Raw genomic sequence first — 14,724 nt, forward strand, 5'->3', positions numbered from 1 at the left:
GCCCCGGAATGACGAGAGACCTACGTACTGCTCCCCGCCGCGGTCGCGACCACCGGCAGCACCTCGCCACCCGCACGGTCCGGCGTCTCGTCCTTCCAGCGCACCGAGCCGAACGGACGTTCCAGCATGCGGCGGATCCGCACCGGCTCGGGGCCGATGTGGAAATCGATCGCCTGCTGATGCAGCGCGCGTTCGGACTGGGTCGAGCGGTTGCGCTGACGTAAGTAATCGAACCAGGTCGGGCAGTGATAGCGCTCGGTCCACAGCTCGGGGTCGGCGATGTCGCGCGCGATCGACCAGCCATAGGCGCCGTTGCGTTGGCGGGAGAGCTGCACGTCCTGCATCACATTGTGGAACGCGCGCGCGTTCTCCTGGGCGACCCGGTATTCGATCTCGACCACCAGCGGGCCGCTACGCCCCGTCAGCGACAGCTTCACCTCGGGATCGGCCAGCATGTCCGCATCCTCGTTGCGCGCGCCGACGCGCGGCATCGTGAGCCAGATGCCGAGCAGTGGCGAGATCAGCATCAGGCCGGCCGCCGTCAGTAACGCCATCTCGACGCCGGCATAGTCGGTGAGATGGCCCCAGCCCCAGGCGCCGATCGCGATGCCGCCGGCGATCGCGGCCTGGAACGCTGCCAGCGAGCGGCCCGCGACCCAGCGCGGCGCCGAGAGCTGCACGCCGATGTTGAACAGCGCGATCGCAGCCATCCAGACGGCGCCGGCCAAGACCAGCGCGGTTGCCGTCAGCACCGGTTCGGTGCTCAGGGCCAGGGCCGCCATCGCGAAAGCCATCGAGATGGTGCAGGCGCGGATCGCCGCCTCGCCGCTCATGCGCTTGCGGAGTTCGTGGATGTTGAGCGCGCCGATCACCGCGCCCATGCCGAAGGCACCGAGCATGATGCCATAGGTTTGCGCGTCGCCATGGAGGAGATCACGCGCGACCAGCGGCATCAGCGCCATCACGGCGCCGCCGATCAGGCCCATCACCAGCGTGCGCAACAGCACGATCTTGATCGGCGGCGAATTGGTGATGTAACGCACGCCCGAGACCATGGCGCGGTTGAGCTTCTCGCGCGGCAGGCGCGAGGGCTCGGTGCTGCGGCGCCAGAGCAGCAGCACCACCAGCAGCGGCAGATAGAGGATCGCATTGCAGGCGAACGCAGCCACGGCGCCGAGCGTCGCGACGATGACACCGCCAACCGCAGGACCGAAGCTACGCGCGATGTTGTAGCTGATGCCGTTCAGCGCCACCGCGGACGCCAATGCGCCGGGCGGCACCTGCTCACTGACCGAGGATTGCCAGGCCGGGCCGAACAGCGCATTGCCGCTGCCGACGACGAAGCAGAAGGCGAGCAGCAATTCGGGGGTGATCAGGTTGAAGCCGGCCAGCACGGTGAGCGCGCTCGCGCCGATCAGCGCGATCGACAGCGAAACCACGCTGACGATGCGGCGGTCATACATGTCGGCGATGGCGCCGGCCGGCATCGAGATCAGCATGATCGGCAGCATGAGCGCGGTCTGCACCAGCGCCACCTTGTCGGCCGAGGCCGCCATTTGCGTCATCGCCCAGGCCGCGCCCACGCCCTGGATCAGGAGGCCGAGATTGGAGAGCAGGCTGGCGAGCCAGATCCGCCGGAACACGGTGTACCGCAGGGGCGCGGCAATGCCGTCGGCGGCACTTTTCTGGCGGTTCGTCTGCTCGGTCATATCCCCTTCCAAACGGTCTGGCAGAAAATGGTCTTAGAGCGATCTTGGGCGATTCCGGCAGATTCAGTGATGCCCGCGAAAGTCCTTCGCTGTCCAGTGGTTAGGCCGCTATAAGCGGTGCAAAGAGGCGGGTCTTGCCGGGGAGGAACAGATGAAGCTGTCGCGACGGACGATTTTGCAGGGCGTTGGCAGCTTGCCTTTCGCAATTGCGAGCTTGCGGACGGAGGCTATGGCGCAGACCGCACCTGCGGCCACGCCGAGCCCTGAGGTGCCGCCGATCCTGTTCGTCCACGGCAATGGCGACTACGACGCGCTCTGGATGACGACGCTTTGGCGGATGGAGTCCAACGGCATCGCACGGGATCGCATGATGGCGATCAATTTCACCGACCCCTTGGCGCGCAGCGACGACAAGGTCGAGCAGGCGAACCGTTCCTCGACCGAGGACCAGCGCCGTGAGCTCGCCGCTGCCATCACTGAACTGAAGCGCCGCACCGGTGCGCCTCGCGTGGCGCTGGTCGGCAGCTCGCGCGGCGGCTATGCCATCCGCAACGTCATCAGGAACGGCGGCGCCGGCGATGTCAGCCATGCCGTGCTGTGCGGCACGCCCAATCACGGCGTGTTCGCGACCGACGACCAGCCGAACAATGAGTTCAACGGCCGCGGCGCGTTCCTGCGCGGCTTGAACGAAGGCGAGAGCGAGGTAACGCCGGGCGTTGCATTCCTCACGCTGCGCAGCGACGGCATGGACAAATATGCGCAACCCGACGGCCGCTTCATCGGCAAGCCCGGCACGCCGATCAATGTCACTGCCGAGGGGCCGGAGCTGAAGGGTGCCACCAATCTCGTGCTCGGCGCGCTCGACCATCGCGAGGTGGCGTTCCATCCGCGCGCCTTCCGCGAGATCTACAAGTTCATCGCGGGGCGTGAGCCCCAGCGAATTGCGATCGTGCCGGAGCAGAGTGTCCGCCTGAGCGGACTCGTCACTGGCACGCCCGGCGGTGTGTCGACCAATCGCCCGGTCGCGGGTGCAACGGTCGATGTCTTCCGTGTCGACCCCGATACCGGTGAGCGCAAGGGTGGTGCGCTGCACAGCTCAAAGACCGGCTTCGACGGCCGCTGGGGGCCGGCGCAGGTCGAGCCCGCCTGGTCGCTCGAATTTGTTCTGACCTCGCCGGATGCGCCGACGACGCACATCTATCGTTCGCCGTTCCCACGCTCGTCCGACGTCGTGCATCTGAGGCCTGCGCGCCCGCTCGGACCGGCCGACAAGGATGCCGGCGCCGTCGTGATCATGTCGCGTCCGCGCGGCTATTTCGGCCTGCCGCGGGACGTGGTGCTGTTCGACGGCAAGCAGCCCGCCGACGTCAAGCCAGGCGTGCCCACGGATGCGACAGCAACCCTGCGGCTTCCGGCCAGCGAGGTCGGGCGTAACATCGTGGCCCAATTTGGCGAAGAACGGATTGTGGCACGCGCCTGGCCGGCCTCCGAGAAGCGGATTGCGATTGCCGAGCTGACTTACTAGCTATTTGCCTGCGTCACATCTCTCGGGAGGGAGCCATGAACATCGCCAGCGTGCGTCGGCCCATCATCCCTCCGGCTCCCCCGCGTGCGCCCGACGACATGTCGTTCTTCGCCCGTCTCGCGGTGATCCGGCAGAACATGATCGCGACCTGGGGACAGCGCGCCTATGAGGAAGACGTCATCCCGGGCCGCTTCTTTTTCCGCAACAGTTTCATCCTCAACCAGCCGGATGCGATCCGGCACGTTCTGCTCAGCAATTACGAGAACTACACGCGCACGCCGGCCGGCATCCGCATGCTGCGCCCCGTGCTCGGCGACGGCCTTCTGATCGCGGAAGGTCATTCCTGGACCTTTCAGCGCCGCACGCTCGCGCCGGCCTTCACGCCGCGCGCCACCGCAAATCTCGTCCCGCACATGACGGCGGTGCTCGACGAGACCATCGCCAAGCTCGACGCGCGCGCGAGTGAAGACGTCGACCTGCGCGAGGTCATGCAGCGCATGACGCTCGAGATCGCCGGGCGCACGATGTTCTCGTTCGGCATGGACCGCCACGGCGCGACCTTGCGCAACTTCATCATGGAATATGCCGCGAGGCTGGGGCGTCCCTATTTCCTCGACATGGTGCTGCCGGTATCCTGGCCGAGCCCGATGGATTTTGCCCGCGCCCGTTTCCGCAAGCGCTGGACCGAGTTCGTTGCCATGCTGATCGCCGAACGGCGCGCGGCCGGCAAGAAGGACGGCGCGCCGCCGCGCGACCTGTTCGATCTCATGGACGAGGCGCGCGATCCCGAATCGGGCAAGGGCTTCTCGGACGAGCAGCTCGTCGACGAGGTCGCGACGATGATCCTCGCGGGACACGAGACCACCGCGACAGCGCTGTTCTGGGCGCTCTATCTGCTCGCGCTCGATCCCGACACGCAGGAGGAGGTCGCCTCCGAAGCGCACGGCGAACATCTCGACAGCATGGCCGACATCGACCGCCAGAAATTCACCCGCGCCGTGATCGACGAGACCATGCGGCTCTATCCTCCAGCCTTCCTGGTCGCACGGGCCGCGCGCGAGAAGGATAATGCGGCGGGCGTCGAGATCGGCAAGGGCGACATCATCATGATCGCGCCTTGGCTGCTGCACCGGCACGAGAAGCTGTGGGATCAGCCGAACGCGTTCATTCCAAAGCGCTTCATGTCGAAGGAGCCGGACCGCTTTGCGTACCTGCCGTTCGGCGCAGGTCCGCGCGTCTGCGTCGGTGCGCCGTTTGCCCAAGCCGAATCCGTGCTGGCCCTGGCGCGGCTGATCGGAGCGTTCCGTGTCGCGCTCGCCGATCCGGCGACGCCCGTGATCCCGCATGGCGTCGTCACGACCCAGCCGGACCACTCACCCATGTTCCGCATCACGCGTCGGTGACAGGCGCTCGTCTGGTCGATGGCGTGATACACCCTAGATAGAGCCCCGCCATGAGCGACATCCAGGCCCAGTTCTCCGTTCTGAAGCAGACCGCCGACGCCAAGGTGGTCGATGCGATCGCGCAGCTGATCGCCCAAGGCCAAGATCGCGACCTTAACCGCATCAATGTGCTGGATTTTGCCGATCGCACGGGGCTCGACCAGGAGAAGGTCATTTCCGGATTCCTGCATGCCTCGCGGCTCGGCCTGTTCGACATGAGCTGGAACGTGCTGTGTCCTGGCTGCGGAGGGGTTTTGGGCGCACACGCAACGCTGAAATCGTTGAAGCACGAAGACTACAACTGCGCGCTCTGTGCAGCCGGATACGAGGCATCTGTCGATGAGATGGTCGAGGTGGCCTTCACCGTCAGTCCGCGGGTTCGCCGCATCGGTGCTCACGATCCCGACACGCTGCCGATCTGGGAATATGTGCGGCAGATGTTCTGGAGTTCGGGCGTCGACATCAACGATGAAACATTTTCGCGCCTGATCAACGAGGTGACGCTGGAGGCACTCGAATTGCCTGCCGGCGAGAAGGCAATCCTATCGCTGAACCTGCCCAGCCAGTTCATTATCGTGTTCGAACCGGTCACTCATTCTGCTCATTTCCTGGACGTCCAGGGTGAGCCGACGAGCGAACGCCAGCAGCTTTCGATCATGTTCAACAAGCTGGAGGCGCCTACGGGGACCACCGTGATGCGCCCCGGTCCGTTGCGCCTCACGCTTGAGAATCAATCGGGCGGTCGCGTGTTGCCCTCGATCTGGATTGCTGCCGACGCGCTGCATGAGATGATCGGCAAACGCAAGCCAATTCTGACCGCCAAGCGGATGCTGTCCAATCAGACGTTCCGCGATGTCTTCAAGGCCGACAATCTCAATGTCGACCAGCGATTGAAGATCACGTCCCTAACCTTCCTGTTCACCGACCTGAAGGGATCGACGGCCCTGTACGAGCGCGTCGGCGATCTCACTGCGTTCGATCTTGTGCGCGCGCATTTTCGTGCGCTGCTGGAGATCATCGCTACCGAGAAGGGTGCAGTTGTGAAGACGATCGGCGATGCCGTCATGGCGACCTTCGTCAGACCTGAGCACGCCATCACCGCGGGGCTGCACATGCGTGCAGCCATGCACGAACTGAACAAGCAGCGCGGCTCCAACGACCTCATTCTCAAGATCGGCATCCATGAGGGTCCCTGCCTTGCGGTCATGCTCAACGAGCGGCAGGATTATTTCGGCCAGACCGTCAACATCGCCGCCCGCGTGCAGAGCCTGTCGACCGCACAGGAAATTCACATCACCGGGCCGGTGCTGGATGCGCCGGCGGTCGCCGAAATCCTTCAGCAGCGCGAGATCAAGCCGATCCAGAAGCAGGCCGCGCTCCGTGGCATCGCCGACAAGATGGTGGTGTACGAGATACCGTGAGGGGCGGAACGAGATCGCCACATTCTCCGTCATTGCGAGGAGCCCTTGCGACGAAGCAATCCAGGCTGCCTCCGCGGAATGATTCTGGATTGCTTCGCTGCGCTCGCAAATGACGAGGTGGAGGCAGATGGGTATTACATCTCCATTGTCTTGGCTGGACAAGCCCGGCCATGACGGCCACTCGCCCGAACAGATTGCCGAAACGTAATACGCGCGCGGAACTGACGCACGTTGCGCCGATTGGGTTTCCCGCTCATATAATGCTGGTAACGGCCGCGCTCCTTGCGGCGTCATCGATCTCGGTAGGACCTTATGCTCGACGGTTTGCGCCAATTCATCGCTGATATTGTCGGTCCTCAGCACCAGGCCCGTGCATTCGGCGACAGCGATTATCGGCTCGCGGCCACTGCGCTGCTGATTCACGTGGTCTCGCTGGACGGCCGGCCGACAGCAACCGAGCAACGCAAGCTGCATGGCCTGATCGAAAGCCATTTCGAGCTGGACCGCGGCACCGCGGATCGTCTGATCGCAGACGCCACCCAGGTCGAGGGCGAGGCGGTTGATCTCTATCGCTTCACCAGCGTCATCATGCGCTCGCTCGACGAAGAGGGGCGCAAGCGCATCGTGCAAATGATGTGGGAACTGGTCTATGCCGACGGCCAGGTCAGCGAGTTCGAGGACAACGTCGTCTGGCGCGCGTCCGACCTGCTCGGGGTCTCCCAGCGCGACCGGATCGAGCTGAAGCACGCAGCTGCAGAGAGGGCCGATGGAAAGCCAAGGATAGCGGCGGCTGACGGCTCTGGACTCTGCGAGCCGCGGCCTGCGGGCACATGAAGAAACTTTAATTTATTTGGCACCTGCGCCGAATTCGCCTGTAAATCAACGGTCTTTCAGCGCGGCCTGTCGTTCTGCTCAGGTGGCCATGATGGCAGTGCCGCTTGCCTGTTGCGCTCGGCCTATGCTCTCGTTCCGCCGTTGCGGGGCCAAAATACTTGAATTCAAGAGACGTTGATCGTGGCTGAGCGGGTGACGCTGATTACTGGTGCCTCGGCGGGCATCGGGATGGAGCTGGCGCGTGTGTTTGCCGCCAATGGACATCGCCTCGCATTGACCGCGAGACGGGCGGATCGGCTCGAAGCGCTCGCGAATGAGCTCGCTGCCAAGGGCGGCAAGAAGCCGATCGTGATCGCCTGCGATCTCGAGGACGCGGATGCCGGCGAGACGATCGCGGCAGCGCTTGCCGCCGAAGGTGTCGAGCTCGACCATCTCGTCAACAATGCTGGCTTCGGTGTGTTCGGCGATGCCATCGAGCACGATCGCGCCGAGCAGCTCGGCATCGTCGATGTCAACGTCCGGGCCGTGACGGATCTGTCGCTGCGCTTTGCCGATCAGCTCATCAGGAACAAGGGCGGTCTTCTCAATGTCGGCTCGGTCGCCGGCTTCCTGCCCGGCCCCGGCATGGCCGTGTACTACGCGTCCAAGGCCTATGTGATTTCCTTCACCGAGGCGTTGCGGGCCGAGCTTGCACCACGCGGCGTCCGCGTCACCGTGCTTTGTCCGGGCCCGGTGCCGACCGAATTCCAGGCCCGCGCCGGCGTCGGCTCCCAACATGACACGGCCCTTCTCAACGTCTCCGCCGCCGAAGTTGCGCAGGAGGCGTATCGTGGCCTGATGGCCAACAAACGGGCAGTGCTGCCGGGTCTCGGCATCAAGATTGTGCCGTTCGCGCTGCGTTTCTTCCCGCGCGGCTTCATCCTGGCAGCCACCAGTCGGTTCCAGCGGCGCAGGCGATAGAGAAATCGCAGAGCTCCCGTAGTGGCCCGGGGTTTGCTTATCGGACCTGTGTGCGCGAACTCACACGATGTTAACCATCGCTTAGCTATGCTGGTGGTCTGAACCGATAGCACTCGCAGAGGCCATGTCGTTCCGGACGGACAGGTTTGGTGGCGCAGAGGTGGTAGCCTTCCCGCAGAGGGCGCCGAGCGCCGCCGCCTCCGAAATCCGGCTCCCGGTTCTGATCGTCCTGCATCAGGAATGCTCGACACCGGGCCGCGTCGGCAATGCGCTGCGCGCGCTCGGGCATCGCCTCGACATCCGCCGTCCCCGCTTCGGCGATCCCCTGCCCGAGACGCTGGATCAGCATGCCGGCGCCGTGATCTTCGGCGGCCCGATGAGTGCCAACGATCCCGACGATTACATTCGCCGCGAGATCGACTGGATCGAAATTCCGCTCCGCGAGCAACGGCCGTTCCTCGGCATCTGCTTAGGTGCGCAGATGCTGGCGATGCAGCTGGGGGCCCGCGTCGCGCCGCATGCCGAGGCACTGACCCAGATCGGGTACTACCCGATCAGGCCGACCGCCGCTGGGCGCGCGCTCTGCCCGCACTGGCCGGCGCAGGTCTATCATTGGCACCGCGAGGGATTTGAGCTGCCTGAAGGCACCGAGCTGCTCGCCGAAGGCGATGATTTTCCGGTGCAGGCGTTCCGTGCCGGCAGTGCTTTCGGCGTGCAGTTTCACCCTGACGTGACCTACGCGATGATGCATCGCTGGACCACGCGCGGCTATGACGGCTTCAGCGCGCCCGGTGCGCGGCAGCGGCATCATCACTTCGCGGATCGTGCCGTCTACGACGTCGCGGAGCGCGCCTGGCTCGATCATTTCATCGACGGCTGGCTGGCGCGCCGGCCGGTGCTGGCGCAAGCCGCCGAGTGATCGCGCCTTCGCGCGAGGTCGTTGGCGCAGGTCCTTGGCGGCCCTTGCCTCTTCCCCGAATATGCTAGGCTCGTTCCTAACGAGCGCGCACCAACGCGTGCCGGCAAACAAGGGAGAGAGCCATGGCCTACGAACACATTCTCTACGAGGTGAGCGACAAGATCGCGACCATCACGCTCAATCGCCCGGATCGCATGAATGCGTGGACGCCGATCATGGAGCGCGACGTGCGCCATGCGATGGAAGCCTCAAGCGCCGACGACAATGTCCGTGTCATCGTGCTCACCGGCGCCGGCCGCGCCTTCTGTGCCGGCGCCGACATGGATGCACTGAAGGGGCTCGACCCCGATGACGTCAGGCGCGCATCGAACCTGCCGCCGTTCGACATGAACCGCCGGCCGGATTGGCAGACGCGCTACGGCTATTACCCTTCGATCAAGAAGCCTGTCATCGCCATGCTCAATGGCGCGACTGCCGGCATTGGACTCGTGCACGCGCTCTATTGCGACCTGCGCTTTGCCGCCGACAACACGGTGTTCACGACGGCCTTCGCGCGGCGCGGCCTGATCGCCGAGCATGGCATCAGCTGGATGCTGCCGCGTATCGTCGGCCACGCCAACGCGCTGGATCTGTTGCTCTCGGCAAGGCGCGTGTCGAGCGAGGAGGCGCTGCGGATCGGGCTGGTCAACCGGCTCTCTCCGCCGGAGAAGCTGCGCGAGGAGACTTATGCTTATGCGCGCGATCTCGCCGACTTCGTCTCGCCGAGCGCCATGGCCGTGATCAAGCGGCAGCTCTACGAGGTGCCGTTCCAGACGCTGGCCGAGGCGACGATCGAGGCCAACCGGGAAATGATGGTGGCGCTGAACGGGAGTGACTTCAGGGAGGGCGTGGCGAGCTTCATGGAGAAGCGGCCGCCGAGGTTTACGGGGAGGTAGGGGGATGCGGAGGGAGCCCGCCGTCGCCCTTCGGGCTATGGCGCGGCAGCCTTCGCTCACTTCGCTACGATGGACTTCCCCAGGCTTGCCTAGCCGTAGCTCGCGAAGCGAGCGAAGGCTGGTGGAGCCAGGCGGGATCGAACCGCCGACCTCGTCATTGCGAACGACGCGCTCTCCCAGCTGAGCTATGGCCCCTTTGCTGGCCGCTCTGGTGAATGCGGCCGACAACCGGGCGCCATTTAAGTCCCCGCCAAGGTCAAGTCAAGGACGGGTGTAACCCGGTTTTAGCCATGGAGGCGCCGACTTCCCTTGTTTGGCCCGGGGGGAACCGATATCTAGCAACAGGCGTCAATCCCGACCGCAGCCAGAATTTTCAAAAAGCCAGAGGCCTCAAAAGCCATGCGTGCCGTTCTCGACATCGTCATCATCGTGCTCGACCTCTACGTCTGGCTGCTGATCGCCTCTGCGATCCTGTCCTGGCTGATCGCCTTCAACGTGGTGAACACCCGCAACCAGTTCGTGTCGGCGGTGGCGGAGTTCCTGTACCGGATCACCGAGCCTCTGCTGGCGCCGATCCGCAATTTCCTGCCCAGTCTCGGCGGTCTCGACATCTCGCCGATCATCCTGATCCTGATCATCATGTTCATCGAGCGGGTGATCCTGTACTACATCTACCCGAACGTGATCTGAGCAGGCGGGAGCGCCTTGGTTGCGAAAGAAGCTTCTAGCGAACCCTGGCGTTACTCGGCCGCAGGAATCAGCATCGCGCTACGGGTGACGCCGCGCGGCGGCCGCGACGACATCGATGGGATCGAGCAACTCTCGGATGGCCGGAGCGTGCTCAAGGTGCGGGTGCGCGCCATTGCCGATGGCGGCGAGGCCAACAAGGCCGTTCTGGTGCTACTGGCGAAATCGCTCGGCGTTCCCAAGAGCAGTGTAAAGCTGCTATCCGGAGCGACCTCGCGGCTGAAGCAGATCGCGGTCGATGGCGATCCGGCGCGGCTCGGAGAAACCCTGCGCCAGCTCACATCGGCCAAATCGATAGACTGAGAGAACGGATATGACCGCTGAGATCATCGATGGAAAAGTCATTGCCGCGGACCTCCGGGCCCGCGTCACTGAGGAGGTCGCCCGCGTCAAGCGCGAGCACAATCTGGTGCCGGGCCTCGCGGTGGTGCTGGTCGGCAACGACCCCGCCAGCGAGGTCTATGTCCGTTCCAAGCATACCCAGACCCAGGCCGCCGGCATGGCCTCGTTCGAGCACAAGCTGCCGGCCGACGTCTCGCAAGGCGATCTGCTGGCGCTGGTCGCAAAGCTCAACCGCGATCCCGCCGTGCACGGCATTCTCGTGCAATTGCCGCTGCCGAAGGGGCTGAACACCGAGGCCGTCATCAACGCCATCGATCCGGCCAAGGATGTCGATGGCCTGCATCCGAACAATGCCGGCCGGCTCGCCGGCGGCTTCGAGGCGCTGTCGCCCTGCACGCCGCTCGGCTGCATTATTTTGACCAAAAGCGTGCATGCCTCGCTCGAAGGCATGAACGCCATCGTGATCGGCCGCTCCAATCTGGTCGGCGCGCCCGCTGGTGCAGCTGCTGCTGAACGAGAACGCCACGGTGACCATCGCGCATTCGCGCTCGCGCGACCTGCCCGGCCTCGTGAAGAAGGCCGATCTCGTCTATGCCGCGGTCGGACGGCCAGAGATGGTGCGCGGCGACTGGCTGAAGCCGGGTGCGACCGTGATCGATGTCGGCATCAACCGCATTCCGAAGCAGGACGGCAAGACGCGCCTCGTCGGCGACGTCGCCTATCAGGAAGCACTCGCCGTCGCCGGCGCGATCACGCCGGTGCCGGGCGGTGTCGGCCAGATGACGGTGGCGTGCCTGCTCGTGAATACGCTGCGGGCTGCTTGTGCGATTGCCGGCCTGCCGAAGCCGGCGGTGTAGTCCACCTCGCCCCGCTTGCGGGGAGAGGTCGAATTCGATCGCAGATCGAATTCGGGTGAGGGGGTACAGGTCCGTCGGCGGCGTAGCTTGCGGAGAAAGGCCCCTCAACCCAACCCTCTCCCCGTAAGAACGGGGCGAGGGAGCAAACCTTTGTCCGGGCCGATGCCTCAGCCCTTCTTCTTCTTCTCGCGCTCGATGCCTTCGAGGATCAGCTTGTGCGCATCCTCCGGGCCGCCCCAGCGCAAAATCTTCACCCACTTGCCCTTTTCGAGATCCTTGTAGTGCTCGAAGAAGTGCTGGATCTGCTGCAGCGTGATGTCCGGCAGGTCGGAATAGCTCTTCACCTTGTCGTAGCGCTGCGTCAGCTTGGACGACGGCACCGCCAGGATCTTCTCGTCGCCGCCGGCTTCGTCTTCCATGAACAGCACGCCGACGGGGCGCACGCTCATGACGGCGCCGGGGATGATGGCGCGGGTGTTGATGATCAGAACGTCGCAAGGGTCGCCGTCATCCGACAGCGTATGCGGGATGAAGCCGTAGTTACCGGGGTAACGCATCGGCGTGTAGAGGAAGCGGTCGACCACCAGCGTGCCGGCCTCCTTGTCCATCTCGTACTTGATCGGTTCGCCGCCCACGGGGACCTCGATGATGACGTTGACATCGTGGGGGACGTTTTTTCCGATCGAGACCGCATCGATACGCATTCAAGACTCCGTTGTTGCCGAGGTGAAATCGCGCCCGGCAGCGATTTTGGCGCTGTCATACGCGGGCTCGGCCCGCTGATCCATCGCGTTTTTGTGAAATAATGAATCCGGCGATCACCGGCTCTAAAGGCAACGGTATCGACGGACGGGAAACGCTGCCGAATCAGGTTTCAGCAGCTCAATTGGTCCAAGCGAAGGCAACCTTGTCGAGCGATTTCGGCCCGAACCGCTCCGACGAGCGTGCGACCATGCGCCCACCCAACGCCCGGTAGAACTCGGTCGCCGGGTCGTTGTCGGAGAGCGCCCACACCACCATGCTCTTCAGCCCGCTCTGCATGAGGTCGCGGCGGGCGGCAGCGAACAGGCGGCGGCCGAAGCCGAGCCCCTGGAATTCCGGACGCAGGTAAAGCTCGTAGATCTCGCCGTCGAAATGCAGGCTGCGGGCACGGTTGCGGCCGTAATTGGCATAGCCCGCAATCTTGTCACCGAACACCAGCACGCTGACGCGGCTGCCCTTGCGGATCGCGCTGTCCCACCACTGCGGACCGCGGCGGTTGATCAGCTTCTCCAGCTCGGCGCCGGGAATGATGCCCTGATAGGCCGAACGCCAGGCTTCGTCATGGGTCGATGCCACCGCAGTTGCATCTGCAGCTTTGGCCGGCCGGACCTCGATCAGGGTTGTGCTCATGAACGCGATCAAACCAAGTCGCCGCGTCGGCGGCAAGACCTATCGTTAATTATCGGTTAACCTGTGGACTTTCTGCATCAGTATTTCGGCCATGTTGTGCCGAAAGAGGACAAGCCGCCTTTTCAAACGGCACCCGCAGGGCCAGGCGTCGGTGCAAAACTACGTTGCGGCAACCAGGGAACGGCAGTGGCAACGCAGAAAGTCGGCCGATATTGATTCGTTCCTACTAATCTGCCTCTCGCTGTTCGTGTCCGTGCTCGGCAATTCATGCGGCTCCTCAACACCATCGCGCTCTTGCCTCTGCTGGCTTTTTTGCTGACTGCGCCGCCTCTGTGCGCTCAGGTCACGTTTGGCCCATCGGGAGAGGAGGGCGAACCGTTTCGTCGGCAAGAGTGGCTTGTGCCCTCGCCGGATACCGGCCTTGCTGCGCATGCCCTGTTGTTTCGCCCCGCCGGCGCAGGTCCATTCCGGCTCGCGGTGATCGCGCACGCCTCGACGCAGAACGCGTTGCGTCGGGCGCAAATGCCGCAGCCGGAATACCGCCCGCTTGCCGCCGATCTCGTCGCGCGCGGGTTTGCCGTGCTGGTGCCGGAGCGGCCCGGCCATGGTGCGACTGGCGGCCGCTATGTCGAGGATCAAGGCGGCTGTGACGAAGCCGATTACGTACGCTCGGGCCGCGCCACGGCCGGCGCAATTTCACTGGCGCTAGCCTATCTGCAAAAGCAGGATTTCATCCGAAAGGATGCCGCGATCGTGATCGGCCACTCCGCCGGCGGATGGGGTGCGCTTGCGCTCGCCAATGCCGATCCGAAGGTGATCTCCGCGATCACAGTGTTCGCGCCGGGGCGCGGTGGCCATGCCAATGATGAGCCGAACCGAATCTGCGCGCCGCATACGCTACTTGCCGCGGCAGCGGAGTTCGGCAAAGCGGCGCGCATTCCGGTCACGTGGCTTGTTGCAGTCAATGACAGCTATTTCGCGCCCGCGTTTTCGCAGAAACTCGTTGATGCGTTTCGCGGCAGTGGCGGCAAGGCCGACTTGCGCACGCTGCCGGCCGTCGGCAGCGACGGCCACTGGATGATCGAAACCGAAGCCGGGGTCAAAGCCGCAAGCGGCGAGCTCGCGCGCGCACTGAACCCGCCCAGGCCTGTGGCGACCAAGAAGCCATGACGCTGTATTTCCTGGTCAAGTTTTTCCATGTGCTCGGCGCTATCGTCATCCTCGGCACCGGAACCGGCATCGCCTTTTTCATGCTGATGGCCCATCGCACGCATGACGCGGAATTCATTGCGCGCACGGCGTCCGTCGTCGTGATTGCGGATGCGATCTTCACGCTCTCCGCCGTGCTGCTGCAGCCGGTCACGGGTGGCCTGTTGATGATGCTCTCGGCGACGTCGATCACCGAGCGCTGGCTGCTTGTCTCACTTGCTCTTTATGCCGTCGCCGGCCTGTTCTGGGTCCCCGTCGTCTTCATGCAGATCGAGATGCGTGACCTCGCGCGCAAGGCGGCCGAGCAGCGCAGCGCGCTCCCGGAGCGCTACTTTATCCTGTTCCGCCGCTGGTTTGCGTTCGGCTTCCCCGGCTTCGGGACGACGATGCTGATCCTCTGGCTGATGATCGCAAAACCGTTCTGAGAGAATC

Annotated in this window: 14 protein-coding genes, 1 tRNA gene and 1 pseudogene; 12 read left to right on the forward strand and 4 right to left on the reverse strand. The window is 64.3% G+C overall.

Annotated elements, in window-relative coordinates; genetic code table 11:
- Window positions 1-20: 20 nt before the first annotated feature.
- Entirely contained in the window at window positions 21-1,709 is a 1,689-nt protein-coding gene (locus tag ACVIIV_RS08005) for an MFS transporter (protein WP_456743705.1), read from the reverse strand.
- A gap of 151 nt (window positions 1,710-1,860) precedes the next feature.
- On the opposite strand from ACVIIV_RS08005, the gene ACVIIV_RS08010 reads away from it, so the two are divergent.
- From ACVIIV_RS08010 to ACVIIV_RS08040, 7 genes are all read left to right on the forward strand, one after another.
- On the forward strand, window positions 1,861-3,234 hold the full coding sequence (locus ACVIIV_RS08010; protein WP_456743706.1) for a hydrolase: 1,374 nt from the start codon (window positions 1,861-1,863) through the stop codon (window positions 3,232-3,234).
- Window positions 3,235-3,269: 35 nt separating this feature from the next.
- The gene (locus tag ACVIIV_RS08015; RefSeq protein ID WP_456743707.1) at window positions 3,270-4,637 is read left to right on the forward strand and encodes a cytochrome P450; all 1,368 of its coding nucleotides are present in this window, start codon (window positions 3,270-3,272) and stop codon (window positions 4,635-4,637) included.
- Between the two features lie 50 nt (window positions 4,638-4,687).
- Window positions 4,688-6,097, forward strand: coding sequence for a DUF5939 domain-containing protein (locus tag ACVIIV_RS08020; protein ID WP_456743708.1), 1,410 nt, complete (start codon window positions 4,688-4,690; stop codon window positions 6,095-6,097).
- 312 nt (window positions 6,098-6,409) lie between these two features.
- On the forward strand, window positions 6,410-6,931 hold the full coding sequence (locus tag ACVIIV_RS08025) for a tellurite resistance TerB family protein (RefSeq protein ID WP_456743709.1): 522 nt from the start codon (window positions 6,410-6,412) through the stop codon (window positions 6,929-6,931).
- 180 nt (window positions 6,932-7,111) lie between these two features.
- Window positions 7,112-7,891 (forward strand): SDR family NAD(P)-dependent oxidoreductase, encoded by a 780-nt coding sequence (locus ACVIIV_RS08030; RefSeq protein ID WP_456743710.1) that lies wholly within the window; start codon window positions 7,112-7,114, stop codon window positions 7,889-7,891.
- A 124-nt stretch (window positions 7,892-8,015) separates the two neighbouring features.
- Window positions 8,016-8,810 carry a glutamine amidotransferase gene (locus ACVIIV_RS08035; RefSeq protein ID WP_456743711.1) on the forward strand — a complete coding sequence of 265 codons (795 nt, stop codon included), beginning with the start codon at window positions 8,016-8,018 and terminating at the stop codon, window positions 8,808-8,810.
- 122 nt (window positions 8,811-8,932) lie between these two features.
- Complete coding sequence (locus ACVIIV_RS08040) at window positions 8,933-9,745, forward strand: enoyl-CoA hydratase (RefSeq protein ID WP_456743712.1); 813 nt, start codon at window positions 8,933-8,935, stop codon at window positions 9,743-9,745.
- Window positions 9,746-9,864: 119 nt separating this feature from the next.
- Here ACVIIV_RS08040 and ACVIIV_RS08045 read toward each other — a convergent pair.
- Window positions 9,865-9,940: transfer RNA gene (locus ACVIIV_RS08045), tRNA-Ala, on the reverse strand.
- 204 nt (window positions 9,941-10,144) lie between these two features.
- On the opposite strand from ACVIIV_RS08045, the gene ACVIIV_RS08050 reads away from it, so the two are divergent.
- The 3 genes and pseudogenes from ACVIIV_RS08050 to folD all read left to right on the forward strand — a co-directional run bounded on the left by ACVIIV_RS08050 (window position 10,145) and on the right by folD (window position 11,691).
- Window positions 10,145-10,435 carry a YggT family protein gene (locus ACVIIV_RS08050; RefSeq protein WP_018645113.1) on the forward strand — a complete coding sequence of 97 codons (291 nt, stop codon included), beginning with the start codon at window positions 10,145-10,147 and terminating at the stop codon, window positions 10,433-10,435.
- Window positions 10,436-10,450: 15 nt separating this feature from the next.
- On the forward strand, window positions 10,451-10,795 hold the full coding sequence (locus ACVIIV_RS08055; protein WP_456743713.1) for a DUF167 domain-containing protein: 345 nt from the start codon (window positions 10,451-10,453) through the stop codon (window positions 10,793-10,795).
- 10 nt (window positions 10,796-10,805) lie between these two features.
- Window positions 10,806-11,691: pseudogene (gene folD, locus ACVIIV_RS08060) on the forward strand (bifunctional methylenetetrahydrofolate dehydrogenase/methenyltetrahydrofolate cyclohydrolase FolD).
- Window positions 11,692-11,858: 167 nt separating this feature from the next.
- On the opposite strand, the gene ppa reads toward folD, so the two are convergent.
- Window positions 11,859-12,395 carry an inorganic diphosphatase gene (ppa, locus tag ACVIIV_RS08065; RefSeq protein WP_247299836.1) on the reverse strand — a complete coding sequence of 179 codons (537 nt, stop codon included), beginning with the start codon at window positions 12,393-12,395 and terminating at the stop codon, window positions 11,859-11,861.
- Between the two features lie 178 nt (window positions 12,396-12,573).
- Complete coding sequence (locus tag ACVIIV_RS08070; protein ID WP_008136728.1) at window positions 12,574-13,083, reverse strand: GNAT family N-acetyltransferase; 510 nt, start codon at window positions 13,081-13,083, stop codon at window positions 12,574-12,576.
- A gap of 267 nt (window positions 13,084-13,350) precedes the next feature.
- Between ACVIIV_RS08070 and ACVIIV_RS08075 the strand changes: the two genes are divergently transcribed.
- Window positions 13,351-14,253, forward strand: a complete 903-nt coding sequence (locus ACVIIV_RS08075; RefSeq protein ID WP_456743714.1) for an alpha/beta hydrolase family protein — start codon at window positions 13,351-13,353, stop codon at window positions 14,251-14,253.
- On the forward strand, window positions 14,250-14,717 hold the full coding sequence (locus ACVIIV_RS08080) for a DUF2269 family protein (RefSeq protein ID WP_456743715.1): 468 nt from the start codon (window positions 14,250-14,252) through the stop codon (window positions 14,715-14,717). The genes ACVIIV_RS08075 and ACVIIV_RS08080 overlap by 4 nt, the downstream gene beginning before the upstream one ends.
- Window positions 14,718-14,724: the final 7 nt, after the last annotated feature.

Source organism: Bradyrhizobium sp. USDA 4354 (assembly GCF_054060315.1).